Source organism: Hyphomonas sp. (assembly GCF_036964145.1).
GTDB lineage: Bacteria > Pseudomonadota > Alphaproteobacteria > Caulobacterales > Hyphomonadaceae > Hyphomonas.
On record NZ_JBALUC010000004.1, the window covers coordinates 167406 to 184454 of the forward strand.

General features: G+C 60.1%; 12 protein-coding genes and 1 tRNA gene. 6 read left to right on the plus strand and 7 right to left on the minus strand.

Translation table 11 applies throughout. The features are described 5' to 3' along the window. Positions 1–84: 84 nt before the first annotated feature. From V7660_RS12965 to gltX, 3 genes are all read right to left on the minus strand, one after another. Complete coding sequence (locus V7660_RS12965) at positions 85–414, minus strand: hypothetical protein (RefSeq protein ID WP_335603472.1); 330 nt, start codon at positions 412–414, stop codon at positions 85–87. 180 nt (positions 415–594) lie between these two features. Continuing rightward, a complete protein-coding gene (locus V7660_RS12970; RefSeq protein ID WP_335603473.1) occupies positions 595–867 on the minus strand; it encodes a hypothetical protein in 273 nt (90 codons plus the stop codon). A gap of 9 nt (positions 868–876) precedes the next feature. Further along, a complete protein-coding gene (gltX, locus tag V7660_RS12975) occupies positions 877–2217 on the minus strand; it encodes a glutamate--tRNA ligase (RefSeq protein WP_335603474.1) in 1341 nt (446 codons plus the stop codon). 130 nt (positions 2218–2347) lie between these two features. On the opposite strand from gltX, the gene V7660_RS12980 reads away from it, so the two are divergent. Then, a complete protein-coding gene (locus V7660_RS12980) occupies positions 2348–3172 on the plus strand; it encodes a hypothetical protein (RefSeq protein WP_335603475.1) in 825 nt (274 codons plus the stop codon). 15 nt (positions 3173–3187) lie between these two features. Here V7660_RS12980 and V7660_RS12985 read toward each other — a convergent pair whose 3' ends face one another. Further along, positions 3188–4837, minus strand: a complete 1650-nt coding sequence (locus tag V7660_RS12985; protein WP_335603476.1) for an NAD+ synthase — start codon at positions 4835–4837, stop codon at positions 3188–3190. Between the two features lie 292 nt (positions 4838–5129). Here V7660_RS12985 and V7660_RS12990 point away from each other — a divergent pair, with 292 nt between their 5' ends. Beyond that, on the plus strand, positions 5130–6608 hold the full coding sequence (locus V7660_RS12990) for a hypothetical protein (RefSeq protein WP_335603477.1): 1479 nt from the start codon (positions 5130–5132) through the stop codon (positions 6606–6608). 310 nt (positions 6609–6918) lie between these two features. Then, on the plus strand, positions 6919–7533 hold the full coding sequence (locus tag V7660_RS12995; RefSeq protein ID WP_335603478.1) for a hypothetical protein: 615 nt from the start codon (positions 6919–6921) through the stop codon (positions 7531–7533). Between the two features lie 80 nt (positions 7534–7613). Here V7660_RS12995 and V7660_RS13000 read toward each other — a convergent pair whose 3' ends face one another. After that, entirely contained in the window at positions 7614–9179 is a 1566-nt protein-coding gene (locus V7660_RS13000; protein WP_335603479.1) for a diguanylate cyclase, read from the minus strand. A 119-nt stretch (positions 9180–9298) separates the two neighbouring features. Further along, on the minus strand, positions 9299–11296 hold the full coding sequence (gene parE, locus V7660_RS13005) for a DNA topoisomerase IV subunit B (RefSeq protein ID WP_335603480.1): 1998 nt from the start codon (positions 11294–11296) through the stop codon (positions 9299–9301). A 53-nt stretch (positions 11297–11349) separates the two neighbouring features. Here parE and V7660_RS13010 point away from each other — a divergent pair, with 53 nt between their 5' ends. The 3 genes from V7660_RS13010 (at position 11350) to V7660_RS13020 (ending at position 15404) form a co-directional block, all read left to right on the plus strand. Beyond that, the gene (locus tag V7660_RS13010; RefSeq protein WP_335603481.1) at positions 11350–12651 is read left to right on the plus strand and encodes an NADH:flavin oxidoreductase/NADH oxidase family protein; all 1302 of its coding nucleotides are present in this window, start codon (positions 11350–11352) and stop codon (positions 12649–12651) included. Positions 12652–12821: 170 nt separating this feature from the next. Continuing rightward, a complete protein-coding gene (gene lon, locus V7660_RS13015) occupies positions 12822–15239 on the plus strand; it encodes an endopeptidase La (protein WP_335603482.1) in 2418 nt (805 codons plus the stop codon). Between the two features lie 89 nt (positions 15240–15328). Continuing rightward, positions 15329–15404: transfer RNA gene (locus tag V7660_RS13020), tRNA-Val, on the plus strand. 41 nt (positions 15405–15445) lie between these two features. Here the strand turns inward: V7660_RS13020 and V7660_RS13025 are convergent. After that, entirely contained in the window at positions 15446–16843 is a 1398-nt protein-coding gene (locus V7660_RS13025; protein ID WP_335603483.1) for an amidohydrolase family protein, read from the minus strand. Positions 16844–17049 lie beyond the last annotated feature (206 nt).

The window sequence follows — 17049 nt, forward strand, 5'->3', positions numbered from 1 at the left end:
CCGGATCAATCCTGCGCGCCTGGAGAGTGGGTGTGGAGACGCGTCAGGCAAGGAAACATGTAAAGGGTAGGGGCCGCTGCGTGACTAGGCCGCGACAGCGTAACCGGGATGGATCCGTGCAGGCATCTGCGCTTCGGGGCGATAGCGGCGGTGCACGATCGGCGGCGCGCTGATCTCGCCAAGCGGGTTGGCGGCGTAGGCCGTCGGCTCGGTCTTCAGGATCAGTTCGCCATATTCATTCTTGGCGACAGAGATGGGCGCGGCAGAGCCATCACGCTCGGCGGCCCAGAATTCAACGCCCGTCGAGGCCAGCGCAATCGCCTGTTCCAGCTCCATCCGGAAACCATCGCCATAGACGACATCCTTGGACTCGATTGGATCGTACTCACATCCCTTGATCACCAAACCCGACATGCTGAAACCCCTCGTGAAACTGTGTGCTGAACCTGTTCTTCGCTTGATCTGCGATAAGGGAACATAACCAGAATATTCACCTTTTGGAAAGGAAAAAGTTCTGACTTTGTTCCAAAATATCAAAAGGCAAATGATTTCAAGTTTCTGAGGTTTGCTTGAGACTTCTCTTCTCGGTCATTTCTAGGAAATGGTGCAGAGAAGAACTCCAGCTATGAAAATTTGAAGCAGCCAGATCATGTTCATCGCGGTCATGAATGGTTTGGCGCGCACCGCCTCAGACAGGGGCAGATCGAAAATGTAGATAGGGCGCCAAAGGAGGAAACCCGCCACAAAGATCAGCAGGGCGATACCCGCAACATTATTGGTGAAAAAGCCGATTCCGAACGTTGCAAGCCCATACGCCGCGAAAATCGAAGCAAATCCAATGATCATGACCTTTGTGAGCTGCTTCATTCTATGCGGCTAACCTTCCAGCCGCTCCAGCGCCCGGTCCCGCCCGATCAGCGGCAGCAGCGCGCCCATGTCGGGGCCGTGTTCCTGTCCGGTCAGCGCCTTGCGGAGCGTCATGAAGAGGCCGCGGCCCTTGCGGCCGGTCTCGGCCTTCACGGCATTCGCCCACTGGCTCCAGCTCTCGCCCGTCAGGTCGCCCTCGGGCAGCAGGGTCGCGGCGGTCGCCACGAAGTCCTTGTCTTCAGCGTCTACCAGAGGCGTGATCTCGCCGAACACGGTCTCGACCCAGCTGGCCACATCCGGCAGCAGGGAGCAATTCTCGCGCACCACAGTCCAGAACGCCTCGTCGGCGGCGCGGGGGTCCACGTCGGCGAGCCGGTCCTTCACCGCATCAAACGGCAGGCCATGCAAAATCGCCGCGTTCAGCGACAAGAGTTCGGCCTCGTCAAAGCGCGCCGGGGCGCGGCCTATCTTGCCGAAATCGAATTCCGCGACCAGCTGGTCCAGCGTCTCGCGCGCTTCGACATTATCGGATGTGCCGATCTTGGCGAGCAGGCTGGAGACCGCCATCGGCTCATAGCCCTGCGCGCGCAATTCGCCCATCGACAGCGAGCCGAGCCGCTTCGACAGGCCCTGTCCGTCCGCGCCGATCAGCAGCGGCGTGTGCGCCATGTCCGGGGCCGTGCCGCCCAGCGCCTTGAAGATCTCGATCTGCGCGCCGGAATTGGTGACATGGTCCTCGCCGCGCACGACATGGGTGATCTTCGCCTCGATATCATCGACGACCGAGGGGAGGGTGTAGAGATAGGAGCCGTCCTCGCGGATCAGGATCGGGTCGGACAGGCTGGCCGTGTCGATGCTCTGGTCCCCGCGCACCAGGTCGGTCCATTCCACGCGCCCGCCAGACAGCTTGAAGCGCCAGTGCGGCGTGCGGCCTTCGGCTTCCAGCTTTGCCTTGTCCTCATCGCTCAGCTCCAGCGCCGCGCGGTCATAGACGGGCGGGCGGCCCCGCGACAGCGCGATCTTGCGCTTGCGGTCGAGCTCGTCAGCCGTCTCGTAGCAGGGATAAAGCAGGCCCATCTCGCGCAATTTGTCGGCCGCCGCGTCATATTCGGCAAAGCGTTTCGACTGGCTGAATGTGTCGTCCCAGACGAGGCCGAGCCAGGTCAGATCCGTGCGGATGCCGTCTTCATATTCCTGTGTCGAGCGCTCGGTATCAGTATCATCAATGCGCAGGATGAACTTGCCTTGCTGGCCCTTGGCGAACAGCCAGTTGATCAGCGCCGTGCGCACATTGCCTACGTGCAGGCGGCCGGTGGGCGAGGGAGCGAAGCGAACAATCGGTGCAGTCATGGAGAAAACCTGTTTTGAAGCGTGCTTTCGACATCAAATTGCATAAAAAGCCAAGGGATCGATGCCACATTCTTGCTATTGTTCGTGCTAATGTGGCACGGGCATGTGAGTCGCCGTCAAGGAGAGGTAGATGAGACTGGGCTGTATTCTGATCGCAGCGGGCCTGCTCGCGGCCTGCGGACAGGAGCGCGCGGACGCCCCGGCAGCGACGCCGGCGCCCGCCGAGACCAAAGCCGATCCCGGCCTCGACAGCGCGCTGGAGGCAGAGCCTGCCGCGCCGCCCGTCGATGATCTCGATTACAAGGCCCTGTCCGGCTATGATGACAGCTGGTATGTCAGCCCCGGCTGGCCCGGCGAATACCCGGCCGGCTTTGCCGTGCTGGATGCTGGCACGACTGTCCCCGCCTGGACGGTGCCGAATGGCGCCAATGAGGCCGACACGCGCTGCGCCCTGCCGCAATATGCCAATTACCAGCTCTGGAATTATGCGCGCGCCGAGGCCGACGACCTCCGCTTCTTCGTGGCGACCAAGACCTTCCCGGTCACGCTCAACCAGGATGCCAGCATCGAATACATTTCCGAGGGCGGCATCCACACGCTGGACCTCAAGGCCGGCGAGCAGCTGACCTATCTCCGCTATCTTGGGGAGGGCTTCACCGTTGTTTCCCATGAGGGCGCCGAATACGACATCAACGAGGCCGAGCTGCGCGACATCAGCGACATCGGCTCCATGCCGACGGTCGAGGACCAATGGGTGCGCGTCACCTGTGAGGGCGGCGATCAGGCCTGGCTGCTTTATGCGTCCGTGATCGAGCATCCGGGCGTCGTGCCGTCGCCGATGCTGGCCTATGGCGAAGCGAGCGATATTGCCCCGGAAGATGCCGAGCAGATCCGCATGGATGCCGAGGCCAACCGCCTCGCCTATGAAGGGGTTGAGCCCGGCTCGCTCGAATAGGCGTCAAAAGCCCGATCAATCGTCCCGGAACCGGTTGGTGATCGGATAGCGGCGGTCGCGGCCGAAATTCTTGCCGCCGACCTTCACGCCCGGCGGGGCCTGGCGGCGCTTGTATTCGGCAATGTAGAGCAGGTGCTCGATCCGCTTCACCACGGCGCGGTCATGCCCGCGCGCCAGGATTGCCTCGATCGGCTCTTCCTCGTCCACCAGCCCGCGCAAGATATCGTCCAGCACGTCATAGGGCGGCAGCGAGTCATCATCGCGCTGGTCCTCGCGCAGCTCCGCAGAGGGCGGCTTGGTGATGATCCGCTCCGGGATCACTTCGCCCGCCGGGCCCAGCGCGCCGCGCGGCACCATCGTGTTGCGCCACTTGGCCAGCTCGAACACTTCGGTCTTGTAGAAATCCTTCAGCGCATTGTAGCCGCCGCACATGTCGCCATAGAGCGTCGCATAGCCGACCGCCATCTCACTCTTGTTGCCCGTCGTCACCACCATGTGGCCGAACTTGTTCGACAGCGCCATCAGCGTCACGGCCCTGAGGCGCGACTGGATGTTCTCTTCGGTCGTGTCCGGCTTGGTGCCGGCAAACTGGTCGGCCAGCATCTCGCCCATCGCGCCCACGCCGGGGGCAATATTGATGCTGTCATATGTTACGCCCAGCGCCTCGGCGCAGGCTTTCGCATCTTCCAGACTGTCCGAGGACGTATATTTCGACGGCATCATCACACACCAGACCCGGTCCGGCCCCAGCGCGTCTACCGCCATCGCCGCCGTCAGCGCCGAATCGATCCCGCCCGACATGCCCAGCACGACGCCGGGGAATTTGTTCTTGTTGACATAATCGCCCAGCGCCAGCATCGCCGCGCGGTATTCGGCATGCCAGCCCTCGGTCAACTCCGCTTTCGCGCCGCTCTCGAAACAGTGCGTGGCCGGATCATAGGCCACCATCGCCGTGCCGGTCACGAAATCGCCGAGCAACTGGTGCTCGGTCCCGTCATGATCGACCGCGTAGGAGCTGCCGTCAAAGACCAGCTCGTCCTGCCCGCCCACCTGGTTCACGAACAAATACGGCACGCCCGTCTTGCGCCAGGCGGAAAAGGTCGTGTGTCGCTCCACCTGAACCGTCCTGCGCCAGGGCGAGCCATTCGGCACGATCAGCATGTCGGCACCCGCATCATGCAGCTCGCTCGGCACGCGCGGATACCAGATGTCCTCACAGATCGCGACGCCGATCGTCACGCCGTGGAACTCGAACACGGGGGGAGGGCCCTCGCCGGCATCGAAGATGCGCTTTTCGTCGAACACGCCATAATTGGGCAGCTCGCGCTTGTCATAGCGGCCCTTGATGGCCCCGCCCGATAGCCAGACCGCCGAATTGTGGCGCTTGCCATTGTCCATCCACGGCGCGCCGATGATCAGGTCCGGCGCATCAGCCGTCTCGGCGGCCAGCGTCTTCACCGCCTTCATGGAATCTTCCACCGCGGCGGGCTTCAGCACCAAATCCTCGGCCGGATAGCCCAGGATGAAGAGTTCCGACAGGACGACGAGGTCCGCGCCCTTGGCCTTGCTCTCGGCCAGCGCGCCCCGCGCCAGCTCCAGATTCCCCCGAATATCCCCCACCACCGGGTTCAACTGCGCGACCAAGATTCTCAGCTTTTTGCTCATAAGGAGCATTTAGGTGATGGGAGGCGTGATGGCAATCGTGGCTTTGATCGGCTGCTGAGTCGAAAAAATACAATAAGTTGCATTGACTTCCCATCATTTATCTCGCAAAAAGACTACGCGTTTGAAAAAACGCATAGATAACCTCGGAGTGGGTTTCGGATTTCTGGCTGACCGGATGGGAGGCAACCTTTAGGTGATCGAAAGATCGTGGACCTATTGTGATCAGGCTTTTTTTGCCACGACAGATTCGAGATTTGCTCCTTAATCCTGAGACGGACAAAGGAGTTTTTTTATGTCCAAAATTTCTGATGACATTGTGATTCGTTTTGCAGACGTTGCTGTGCAGCCTGCGCCCAATACAGATATGGGTATTGAGGTACCTATAACCAGATTGATTGGATTTGTTCCGGTCAGATATTTGCTTCCTCTATTCGACAATGCTGGTCTTGCTGCTAATCCGCGATCTTCTCGGAGAAATTCGGTTGTTGAAGATATTCTTTCAACACTGAATACGTCTGCCGACCTTTTTCGCTACAAATCCAAAGGCGTGTTGATCGGATCTTCGAAGTATGAAGCACTTCAAAGAAACAGATATCGATTGGCGTTTAACGACCCACAGATCGAAGGCATCCTTGATGGTGGCCACAATATGCTTGCCATCGGCCTGTACATTCTTCAGCCGCTAATGGAGGACAAAGAATGGAAAAGACTGAAATCATGGGACGATATGAAGGCGGCCTGGCATGACCACAGGGGCGATATTGAGTCCGCTGTGAAGTCAGATTTGGAGCGTCCTGAAGACCAACGTATTTTTGGGTTTTACGTGCCTGTTGAGATTCTTGTGCCTAGCGGACCTACAGAAGAGGAGAGGGATGATTTCTTGATGCCGCTCTTGGAAGTTTGCGAGGCGAGGAACAACAATGCTCAGCTCCCAATTGAAGCAAAGGCAAATAAACAGGGTTTCTATGAAGCTATCAAAGAACTTGTTCCGCCGGAATTTGCCGCAAGAGTGGAGTGGAAGCCAAATAGCTGGGACGATGATACCGAGAACCGACCCATTAAGGTTCGAGATCTTATTGCATTGGCGTGGATTCCTCTAAATCTCCTGAATGAAGAGGGGGCATTGCCTCTTGATATTAGTGTGTCTCCGCAAAACACTTACCGTAACAAGGGAGAATGCTCGAAGCGGTTTGAAGAATTGATGAGTGACGATCGGGTAACTGATCAGATGCAGGGGGCGCAACGTTCGCTAAAACATGAAGGTGTACGAAGTGCTTTCAAAGTGCTGACAGACCTGCCTCTACTTTATGACTATATCTACGAAAATTTTCCGCGTGCCTACAATGAAGGGAATAGACGTTTTGGAGCAAATCCAATTGTTAAAATTTATGACCCTGAGAGAAGAAAGAATGCAAAGGCTGCCGGCAAAGACGTATCAGGATATGTCACCACTGAGCCAAAGACCCCCTTCTTTAGAAAGGGTGTTTCTAACAACTATCCAGAGGGGCTGATCGTCCCATTAATCTATGGCCTCAAGGGTCTTATGGAGGTAAAGGAAGGTAAGGTTCGTTGGTTAGTGGAGAACCCAATTGATTTTCTGAAAGAGTATCTAGCCAGAATCGCTGACTCCTATCAGCTTGTAATGAATATGGCGCGATGGGATCCGCAAAAGATCTCAAAAGATCCGAATTCGTACGAATTTGCGGTAAGGGAATTTCGCAGTGCACTGCATGAAAGCAAGGTGGCGCTAAAGGATAGGTTTCTACTTTAGTCTTTGTACTCTTTTTGCCTGACAGAGAGGGCCGCGTTCGGTATAGAATCGCGGCCCTCTCTTTGTGTAGAGTATGTTGTTGAACTTATCCGTCACACAACTTCACTTCCCATACTCACAACATAAGCGTAGGAAACCCCTTTGTGGAAGTCGGCCTCCATGAAGTACGTCTTGTGGTGACCGCCATTATTGCGCTGGCAGATTTACAGTTGGAGCCGCGCAAGCTGATGCGTGGCGGGGAGGGGTTGGCTGAGGTGTCCCGTCAGCCACCCCCAATCCGTCTGATACCCGCCACCCCCATACTCCCCGCATGGACGCGCAAACGGACATTCTGAAACGGGGGCTGGAACATGCCGGGCGGGCGGTGCGGGATGCTTCGGCGCTGGCGAACCTCCATCTGGGGCCGAAAGTGATCGGGCGGGGGGTGACGCAGCGGATTTCCGGGCGGCTGAAAATGCTGGAAACCATTGTCCGCCGCCTGATCCTGGTCCTCGCGCTCAATCTGACGCTCGCCCCGGCGGCCCCGCGCGCCGCGCCCCCTGAACCAAAGCCGGAACCGGACCTGCCCGACGGCGTCGAGCTGGCCATCTTTCCGCGCCTGTCTCCGAGGCGTTTGAAATTGCTGCCCGCGCGGCAAATGATTGAGGGCGACTTTCCGGACATTTCCCGGACCCTTTCCGGACCCGTATCCCCGCACAGGCTGATGGCCAGGATCGCGGCGCTCCGGCGCGTCATCGCAGACCCGGACGGCCACGCCATTCGCCTCGCGCGCAATCTCAGACGCCTGCAGACATCCGGCGAGCCGCGCCCGATGGTCGGCGCGGCGACCTCCGCCTTCCGCCTCTCGCCAGAGCTTGGCGCGATTGCGACGCTGCTGCCCGCGCAGATCAGGGCCGGGCTGGACTCGTGGGAAAGCTCGGGCTGAACACCCTCAAAATGTAAGGAGTGTGCCGGACCGCCAGGAGCGTTTCCGGTCTTCCGTGCTGCGCGTCAGGGCAGGGGGGCTCAGCCCGTGGCCTGCATGTCCTCGACGAACGGCCCAAGGTCTTCATAGAAACGGTACTGGTTGCGGCCGCTGCGCTTGGCATCGTAGAGCGCGGTGTCGGCGGCGCGGAGCAGCGGGCCTTCGGCAAGGCAATCAAACGGCGCGGCGGCAATGCCGATCGAGGCACTGACCCGCACGCGGTGTCCGGTGGACAGGCCATAGGGCTCGCGCAGCTTGCGATTGAGGCGCATGGCGAGGCCTTCGACGGCCAGACGCGACGGCGCGGTCGTGCAGACCACGAAGAATTCGTCCCCGCCAATCCGCACGGCCAGGTCGGCGTCCCGGATCGTGGCTTTCATGCGAGCGGCAACGGCTTTCAGAACCTCGTCGCCAGCGCCGTGGCCATACGTGTCGTTGACCTCCTTGAAGTCATCCAGGTCCATCGCCAGCAGGAACAGCGGGTTGGTGGTGGAGGCATTGTCGATCAGGCCCGGCAATTTGTCTTCGAGCGAGCGCTTGTTGGCGAGATGCGTCAGAGGATCGGAATAGGCCAGTCTGCGCACTTCCTCCTGTTTCACGACCTGGGCCGAAATATCATTGGCGGTGCCGATATAGCCCGTGATCTGACCATTTTCGTCATGCCGCGGGGCGCCCGCCATATCCATGTGATAGGTCTCGCCGTCAATGTCCGTGAACGTGCCGCGAATGCGGGCATATTTATCGGCCGTGGCAATGGCTTTCTTCATATGGGCGGCGTTTTCCTCATCGAACTGGATGATGTCGAGATAGTTACAGTCGACCAGGGAGTCGCGGCCGCCCTTCAGCTTTTCAAGGAAGGCGCCCTCGGCATAGATCAGCTTGCCCCTGAGATCGGTTTCCCAGAACAGGTCGGCGGCAATCTCCGAGAAATTGGACAGGCGCTTCAGCGTGGCCTGGGCTTCGGAATGCTGCTGGTCGAGCTCCTTGAAGGCGCGGATCATGGATTTGTGCGCCGGCCAGAAGACAAGGAACACTTCGGCAATGACGGTCAGCACCAGCGCCAGGACCGTGTAATTCTGTATGCTGCTGAGCCAAGAGGCGCGCTTGTTGGCCTGCGCCTCGAACGCATCGGCCGCATCGCCCAGCCGGTCGGCCAGCGGGCCAGCCGCGTCATGCTCTATCGCTTCGAGTGCAATGCCCGTGTTCCGGCGGTCCACCAGAACCCAGTTCACATTATTGATCAGCTGCAGGACCTTGGCGTGAATGGAATCGTCGCCCTCGGAATAGATCGCATGCAAAGCGGCATCATCTTCGCCAAAGCGGATCAGCTCATAGTGCGAGGTCTCGAACAGCTTGATGCTGTCCTTCAGGTTTTCCCGCAATTCCGGGGATCCGTCTTCGGCATACGCATGGGCGGCATGCGACATCTGCTGCAGCAACATGCGCTGGCGCCCACTCATATTGATCGCCGTCGCATCATGCGCGCCCTGGCGCAGAGCGGTCAGGGACATGATGTGACTGGCCAGGATCAAGGCCAGGATAATGCTCAGCGCGAGAATGTACCGGTTGAGGTGCGATTCGAGAATCGCACGGCCGGGACGGCGCATTTTGGCCTGCTTGAAAAGGGTGCGTCCAGAAAACATGATGGCGTGGTGTACCAAAACAGGGTTAGAATCGCCTTTCGACAAGGCGGAAATTCCCTACCGTACCTTCAGTATCTGTTTACCTAGATATCCAGCTCTTCGACGAAAGCCGCATTCTCCTGAATGAAGCGGAACCGCAGTTCCGCCTTCTTGCCCATCAGCGTGTTGATCAGCTCCTCGGCCGGGATCTCCACGTCATCAATCGCTTCCAGCGTGACCCGAGCAAGCGTTCGCGTTGCCGGGTTCATTGTGGTTTCCTTCAGCTGCGACGGGTTCATCTCGCCGAGGCCCTTGAAGCGGGTCATGTCGACCTTCTGGTTCGGTTTGAAATGCTCTTTCATCTTCTCCGCGCGGTCGGCATCATCCATCGCATAGACGATCGTGCCCTTGTTGGAGAGCTTGTAGAGCGGCGGCAGCGCCAGGAACAGGCGCCCGCTTTCGATCAGGCCCGGCGTCAACCGGTAGAAGAAGGTGATCAGCAGGCTGGCAATGTGCGCGCCATCCACGTCGGCATCAGTCATGATGATGATGCGGTCATAGCGCAAATCATCCAGCTCGAACTTCTTGCCCAGCGCCGTGCCGAGCGCGAGCGAGAGATCATTGATCTCCTGATTGTTCATCATCTTGTCGAGCGAGGCGCTTTCGACATTCAGGATCTTGCCGCGCAGGGGCAGGATCGCCTGGGTCTTGCGATCGCGCGCCTGTTTGGCGGAGCCCCCAGCCGAGTCGCCCTCGACGAGGAAGAGTTCGGTGCCGTCCGGCCCCTTGTTGGAACAGTCGGCCAGCTTGCCCGGCAGGCGCAGCTTCTTGGTGGCCGATTTGCGGCTGATATCCTTCGCCTTGCGACGGCGCTGGCGTTCTTCCGCGCGCTCAACCGCCCAGCTCAGCAGTTTGTCGGCTTCCTTGGGGCTGCCGGCCAACCAATGGTCGAACCGGTCGCGCACGGAGTTTTCCACGAGACGGAACGCGGCCGTCGTCGACAGCTTGTCCTTGGTCTGGCCGACGAATTCCGGGCCCTTGATGAAGACCGACAAGAGCAGGCCGGAATGGCCCATGATGTCTTCGGCCGTGATCTCGGAGGCTTTCTTGTTGCCCGTCAGCTCCCCGAAATTGCGCAGGCCCTTGGTGATGGCCGAGCGAAAGCCGGCTTCGTGCGTGCCGCCATCCGGGGTCGGAATGGTGTTACAATAGGAGCGGGAAAAGCCGTCCGCCTCGCCAAAGCCGGCGCGCGTCCAGGCAATCGCCCATTCGACCTTGCCTTCGCCGCCCTGGTCAACAAGGCCGGTAAATGCCGCGTCGGTGATCGTCGCCTTGCCCTTGAAGACCTCGTCCAGCTGGTCCGCGAGACCATTCGGATAGGAGAGAGTGGCTTCGGCCGGGACTTTGGAATCTTCCGGCAGCAGGGAAGGGTCACAGCTCCAGCGCACTTCGACGCCGCGATAGAGATAGGCTTTCGACCGCGCCATCTGGAACAGACGGGCCGGGCGGAAACGCATCTTTTCGCCGAAGATCTGGAAATCCGGCTTGAACTTGACCGACGTGCCGCGGCGGTTCGGGGCCGTGCCGACCTTTTTCAGCTTGTCCTGCGGAATGCCGCGGGAAAAGGTCTGGCGGTAGAGAATCTTGTCGCGTGCGACTTCCACCTCGACCAGTTCCGACAGCGCATTGACGACGGAAATACCGACGCCGTGCAGGCCGCCGGCCGTCTCATAGGCCTTGTCGGAGAATTTGCCGCCCGCATGCAGCGTCGTCATGATGACTTCCAGGGCGGACTTCTTCGGGAATTTCGGGTGCGGATCGACCGGAATGCCGCGGCCATTATCGGTCACAGCCAGAAACCCGTCGGCGTCGAGCTTGATCTCGATCCGGCTGGCATGGCCGGCCACGGCTTCATCCATGGAATTGTCCAGGACTTCAGCGAACAAATGGTGATAGGCGCGCTCATCCGTGCCGCCGATATACATGCCGGGGCGCTTGCGGACAGGTTCGAGGCCTTCAAGGACCTCGATATCCTTGGCGGAATAGCCGGTACTTTCTGTACTCATTTGGTCAAACAGCTTTGCTTGCTTGGCGGCTGCCATATGATGTCTCCGATAAGGGCGGGCGACTCAATGTCGATATGGGAGAGCATAAGATGACAGCCTCGATTAATACGGCGTTAACCCTGGAGAGCGGGCTTACCTTCCCCAATCGGCTTGTGAAGGCAGCAATGACAGAGGGACTCGCCGATCCTCGCAACCGGGTAACTGAAGCTCATCTGACATTGTATCGCCGCTGGGCGGAAGGCGGCATTGGCGGGATGATCACCGGAAATGTCCAGATTGACCGCAATCATCTCGAGCGTGCCGGGAATGTGGTCATAGACGGCACGCCGTCAAATGAAGAGATGGACATGTTCTCTCGCTGGGCCGACGCGGGCAAATCGCACGGTGCGGCGATGATCATGCAGGTCAGCCATGCCGGGCGCCAGACCCCGAAGCTGGTCAATCCCCGTCCCGCCGCGCCGAGCCCGGTCGCCCTTGGCCTGCCAGGCGGTCAGTTCGGCCAGCCCCGCGCGATGACCCGGGAGGAGATCCGGGCCGTGGTCGAGGGCTTCGGCACGGCCGCCAGCGTGGCGAAGCAGGCCGGGTTTGACGGCGTTCAGGTCCATGCAGCGCATGGCTATTTGCTCTCCTCCTTCCTCTCGCCGCTCGCGAACTTGCGCGAGGATGACTATGGCGGCCCGCTGGAAAACCGCGCGCGGCTCCTGGTCGAGTGTGTGGACGCAGCCCGTGTGGCGGCCGGACCGGGCTTCTCGGTCTCGGTGAAGCTCAATTCGGCGGACTTCCAGAAAGGCGGGTTCAGTTTCGAGGACTGTCTCGCCGTCATCGATATCCTCAACGAGTTGGGCGTGGACTTTGTCGAGATCTCCGGCGGCAATTACGAGCAGCCCCGGATGATGGATATGGACGGGCTGGAGCCGGTCTTCGAACAGGGCGTCCGAGAATCGACGCGCAAGCGGGAAGCCTATTTCCTGAAATACGCCAAGGCGGTGCAGGAACGCAGCCGTTTGCCCCTCATGGTGACGGGCGGCTTCCGCACGGTCGAGGCGATGAATTCGGCGCTCGCAGAAGGGGAGGCCGACCTGATCGGCCTTGGCCGACCGCTCTGCGTTGAGACCGACACGCCCAAACGGCTCCTGTCCGGGGAACTGGCCGCAGCCGAGCAGTGGGAAAAGAAACTGCGCCTCGGTCCCGGCCTGCTCGGGCCGAATTCCCCGCTCAAACTGGTAAAAGCCCTTAATGGGTTTGGCGCGCAGGCATGGTATTATGAACAATTGCGCCATCTGGGCGCGGGTGAGGCGCCGGACAGGAAATTGGGGGTTTTCTCCGCCTTCCTGGCCAACCAGAAAAATGAATCCCGGACGGAGAAGGCCAGAAAAGCTGCAATGCCCTGATTGCAGACAGTTTCCACAAGGGAGGGGATTTCCTGAGCATTCGGTGGCTTGAACCTGCCTGCCTTGCGCTCCACATCTGGTGAAACGCCCGACTCCTGCCATCTTCGGCAGGCAGGGTATCCTGAGCTGCCGCCCAGTCGGGGCTCAATTTGAAGAAGGAGGCATTGTAGATGCCAAGTATAAAGAACCTTCCGGTGTTGCCGTTGCGGGACATCGTCGTGTTTCCAGACATGGTTGCGCCCCTGTTCGTGGGACGGGACAAGTCTGTTCGGGCCCTCGAAATGATCGAAGAGGCCGATAATGAAATCATGCTGGTGGCCCAGCGCGACGCTGCGATCGACGATCCGGATTCGGGCGACGTTCACGAAGTCGGTACGATCGCCACCATCCTCCAGCTCCTGAAGCTGCCGGACGGGACGGTAAAAGTGCTGGTCGAGGGCAAGACGCGGGCACGCCTGAACCAGCTGCATGACCGCGGTGAATATTTTGAAGCCGAAGTCGAAGCCTATGACGAGGCGCAAGGCACCGATGATGACGTGCAGGCGCTGATGCGGGCCGTGCAGGAGCAGTTTGAAAATTACGTCAAGCTGAACCGCAAGATCCCACCGGAATCCGTGACCACGATTGCCGCGCTCACCGAGCCTGGCCGTCTGGCCGATGCGGTGGCGTCGAACCTGTCTGTCAAACTCTCCGAAAAGCAGGAATTGCTCGAACTTCCCGATGCGAAAGATCGCCTCGAGAAGGTTTTCGCCCTCATGGAAGGCGAAATGGGCATGTTGCAGATGGAGCGGAAGATCAAGAACCGCGTCAAGCGGCAGATGGAGAAGACCCAGCGCGAATATTACCTGAACGAGCAGATGAAGGCGATCCAGCGCGAGCTGGGTGAGCAGGGCGGTGATGGCGGCGAGCGCGATGAGCTGGCCGACCTCGAACAGAAGATTGCAGACGCCCCGCTGTCTGAAGAAGCTCGCCTAAAGGCCGAGGCCGAAATCAAGAAGCTGCGTCAGATGTCGCCGATGTCGGCGGAATCGACCGTCGTGCGGAATTATCTCGACTGGCTGCTGGCCCTGCCATGGGGCACGCGCAAGGAAATCGAGACCAATCTCGCCAAGGCCGAGAAGCAACTTGATGATGACCATTATGGTCTCGACAAGGTGAAAGAGCGGATCCTCGAATATCTCGCCGTGCAGAAACGCACCGGCAAGATGAAGGGACCGATCCTCTGCCTCGTGGGCCCTCCGGGCGTCGGCAAGACCTCGCTTGGCCGCTCCATCGCTGAAGCCACCGGGCGCGACTTTGTGCGCGTGTCGCTGGGCGGCGTACGGGACGAGAGCGAGATCCGCGGCCACCGCCGGACCTATATCGGCTCCATGCCAGGCCGGGTGATCCAGTCGCTGAAGAAGACCAAGACGGGCAACCCGCTCTTCCTGCTGGACGAGATCGACAAGATGGGCATGGACCATCGCGGCGATCCGGCGTCCGCTCTGCTGGAAGTGCTGGACCCCGAACAGAACTCGACGTTCAACGACCATTATCTGGAAGTCGATTACGATCTTTCGGATGTGATGTTCGTGACGACGGCGAACTCGCTCAACATGCCCCAGCCGCTTCTCGACCGGATGGAGATCATCCGCATCGCCGGCTACACCGAGGACGAAAAGGTGGAGATCACCAAGCGTCACCTCATCCCGCAGGTCCGTGAAGATCACGGCCTGAAGGAAGGGGAGTGGATCGTCGAGGATGAGGCGATCCGGGATCTCGTGCGGTACTACACCCGCGAAGCCGGTGTGCGGAGCCTGAAGCGCGAAATCGCGCGGCTTGCCCGCAAGGCGGTCCGGATCCTGACCGACAAGGAAGGGGAGGTCATGACGATCAATTCGGAGAACCTTCCCGAGTTCGCAGGCGTGCGGAAATTCCGCTATGGCCTCGCCGACGAGACCGACCAGCTTGGCGCTGTGACGGGCCTTGCCTGGACCGAAACCGGCGGTGACCTGCTCACCATCGAGGCGGTCAAGATGCCCGGACGCGGCAACATGAAGGTCACGGGCAACCTCCGCGACGTCATGAAGGAGTCGATCCAGGCGGCGAGTTCGCTCGTGCGGTCCCGGTCTGTCATGCTCGGCATCAAGCCGACCGTGTTCAACACGACCGACATCCACGTGCACGTGCCGGATGGTGCGACGCCAAAGGATGGCCCGTCTGCGGGTGTTGCCATGACGACAGCGATTGTCTCGCTGCTGACCGGCAACCCGGTTGACCGGGAAGTGGCCATGACGGGCGAAATCAGCCTGCGTGGACGCGTCCTGCCGATTGGCGGCCTGAAGGAGAAGCTCCTTGCGGCCCTGCGCGGCGGCATCAAGACAGTGCTGATCCCGGAAGAGAACGAGAAGGATCTCGAAGACATTCCGGAGAATGTGAAGACCGGCCTGAAGATCGTGCCCGTGTCGGACATCAATGAAGTGCTGGCGATTGCCCTGACCCGGCCGCTGTCGCCGATCGAATGGTCGGAAGCTGATGAAGCGGCGCTGCAGGCGTCCCTGTCCGGTCAGCCTGGCAATCAGGCGACCGATCCGGCCCGGCCTCACTAGGCTGAATTGAGACTTATCGCAGGCGGCCGTTCAAACACTGAACGGCCGTCTTGCTTTTTCCCCCAAGCGCGTGCATTTGAGCGGGATTGGGGCGGTTAGCTCAGTTGGTAGAGCATCTCGTTTACACCGAGAGGGTCAGCGGTTCGAGCCCGTTACCGCCCACCATTTTTCTCTGAATTTCCAAAGTGCGACGTCTTGGGCCTCCCTCAGAGGACCGGCCATTCTGACGGCACGCTGCGGCCTTCGCGTGAGACCAGCGCCATTCCGGCGGCCTGGACCTCGGCGAGCAAGCGGTCTTCATCGATCAGCGTGGAACGGTAGTTCTCGACCACGCGCCGTCCATCGACCCAGACACTGTGAACGCCCCGGCCATCGGCGGAATAGACAAGCTGGTTGACCGGGTTGAAGAGGGGCACCCATTCCGGCCGATTGCGGTCATGCAGCACGAAATCGGCCTTCTTGCCTGGCTCCAGCGACCCAATCTGGTCAGCCATCTGCGCGCCTTTTGCGCCATTGATTGTGGCCGCCTCCAGCACGCTATAGGCCGAGAACAGGTTTGCGTCGCGGCGCGCATCCTTGAACAGGCCCGCCATGGCGAACATGGCGCGCATGATGTCGCTGGTATTGCCATTATTGTTGCCGTCCGTGCCGAGCTGGATGTTCACGCCTGCGGCGGCCATTTCCGGGAACAGGCCGACAGAGCTCGCCCCGTACCCGCCCTTCATGGCAGTCATCGGACAATGCGTGACATGGGTGCCGCTGGAGGCGAGCAGGTCGACTTCAGCCTGGTCGAGATGCACCGCATGGGTCAGGGACAAATGCGGGCCCAGCGCGCCAATATCTGCGAGATGGGCGATGGCGCGCTTGCCGGAGGTCGCGAGATAATAGTCGGGGTCTGCCGGGTCCGCGCTCATATGTGCGCTGACGCCCAGCCCTTTCGAGCACGCGAGGTCCGTCGCGCCGCGCCATAAGTCATCCGTGGCCGTGTTGTGACCCACCAGAAGCGGCCAGGCCGAGATCAGTGCATCTTCGGTCTGCGGGTAGGCGTTTGATTGGGCTTCCATGCGGGACAGCGCTGAATCGGTCAGCGCCGTCTGGTCATCATCCGGGGCGAAAGCCCGGTCCTGCAACCATTGGCCGATCTTTCCGCGAATACCGATTTCGGCAAGGCCGTCCGCCACGGCATCAAGGTCCAGGATCGTGCCCGCTTCAATGAAGCTCGTCGTGCCGGTGCGAAGCATTTCTAGCGCGGCGAACTGGGCCGACAGGCGTTCGTCGGCCGGGGTCTGGGTCATGTACATCGGAATCAGCCAGCCAAAGACGTTTGCCTGCCAGTCCGTATTGTCCGGGACTATGCCGCGGGTCAGCGGTTCGCCGGTAAGATGAACATGGCAATTGACGAATCCGGGCGTGATGACAAAGCCATTACCGTCCAGCGTTTGCCGGGGGCTGACAGCTTTCGAAACCTCGCTGTCCTGGCCAATGCTGTGAATGCGGTTTCCGCTAAGGGCGATTGCGCCGTCGCGATAGATCCGTCGCTCCGTATCCATTGTGACGATCCAGGCATTCCGGATGAGCAGGTCAACGGGGGCAGGGTGGTCCATGTGCATCTCATCCCATCTGGCTGTACCGCAAGGTCCCCCAGAGTGTGGCGATGCAGCGGGAGACCGTCTTGACCCAGCCTGCACAATATCTTTGCCAGAAAGGGGTGGGCTTGCTCGCGGGATGGGCAAAAACACTCGACGCCAAGGGGGATGCAGGCTTGGAGCTTGGAGATTCGGCGCAAGGTGTGAAGGTTGGGAGTGTGGCC